Genomic DNA, 1,382 nt, shown 5'->3' with positions numbered 1-1,382 from the left:
AGCGAGTGGATGCCGTGCCCTGCGAACCGCACGACCAGCCGCTGCCCTGCATCGTGTCAGCATAGGTTTATTCTGCCAGCGTGCCGCCCAACACCGCAGCGCCTGCCACAATTTGCTTTCTGGTGAAATTCCTCCCCATGAGAGCTCCTCTCCGTGTGTTCATAGCGGCGGTTATCCGCCTTCCAACACGGGGCACTATAGGCTGCGTGCCACGTACGCCATCGCACGAAAGGCCGTAACTTCCCCTCGCACGAAACGAGGTACTTGGCGTCCACCAGGAAAACGGGAAGGAGAAGGGGTGCAAACTTTCTAACGTGCAAAGAGGATAAGGGCAGTCGGCACCAACCACAGTGCGAACAGCACGACGAACGGCCAACGATGCTCGCTGCTGACGGCGATATACTCGCGGATGAATGCCGTCGGCCAAAAATAGCGCGCCGTCTTGCTTCCTACACCGTCCGCGGCGAGGCCGATCTTGTGCGCATACTCAGCCGTACGAAATACGTGGTAGTCGCTCGTCACCACGGCAGCACGGTAGGTACCCGCTCCCGAGCGAACGTCCATAAGGGCTTTGCTGTTGCGCAGGTTCTCCATCGTGGTAGCCGATCGGTCCTCTTCGATGATGGCATTTGCCGGCACGCCATACTTCTCGATAAGGTACGTCCTCATTGCCGCCGCCTCGGACACCTGCTCGTCAGCACCCCGTCCACCCGATACGATGATGAGCGCTCGGCGCCCGATAGCCTCCCACACCTCGACGCCCTTGTCTAAACGACCGGTCAGCAGCGGCGTGGGCTGCATCCCAGAAAGTCCGGCACCGTGCACCACGAGGTAGTCGTAGTCGCTACGCTTAGGCAGACGACGGTACAGCCATGAGTACAGCAGCAGCGCAAGGAAGGTGAAGGCGACGTAGGAACCTTCAAGCACGACGAGACCCGACAGGGCCAATACGAAAGGCGGCGCCTGCAGCATGACGAACAAGGGTAGGGCAACGCATACCGCCACAATGAAAAGGGCAAACAAAGCTGGCAGTATATGAGACAGCGAAAATCCCTCCCGTCTTACCACGACGAACGTGTTCGCCAGCAAAAACACCACCAAGGCCGCCGTGCCGAACGGGATAAAAGCCAGTCCCACGATAACGAGCCACGGCATCTGGAACTGGATAGACAACCCGTAGAACAAGAACAGGCACAGCATGAGCAGGTACAGCGCGTTGCGGAATTGCCGCGGCTCTTTGCGGTAGTTTCGGAAAAAGAGAAACCCGAACAGCAAAGCTGGAGAATAGATGAGAAGAAGCTCAAGGAACATGGGCAACCCTTTCAGTCCGACAGGCCGGCAACCCTCAGCGCTCAACCTCCACTGCACGCAAACTAGTTTTC

1 protein-coding gene is annotated in these 1,382 nt (G+C 58.2%); it reads right to left on the bottom strand.

Annotation, left to right across the window (positions count from 1 at the left end):
- Positions 1–309 precede the first annotated feature (309 nt).
- A complete protein-coding gene (locus RR842_RS14685) occupies positions 310–1,311 on the bottom strand; it encodes a YdcF family protein (protein ID WP_332730311.1) in 1,002 nt (333 codons plus the stop codon).
- Positions 1,312–1,382: the final 71 nt, after the last annotated feature.

This window comes from Gordonibacter sp. (assembly GCF_036667095.1).
Lineage (GTDB): Bacteria > Actinomycetota > Coriobacteriia > Coriobacteriales > Eggerthellaceae > Gordonibacter.
The sequence above is the reverse complement of the archived record's forward strand: the minus strand, read 5'-3'. Positions and strand labels throughout refer to the sequence as shown.

Bases quoted from the DNA above. Each gene is read 5' to 3' on its own strand.
- RR842_RS14685 (WP_332730311.1), bottom strand. From the start codon at position 1,311: ATGTTCCTTGAGCTTCTTCTCATCTATTCTCCAGCTTTGCTGTTCGGG.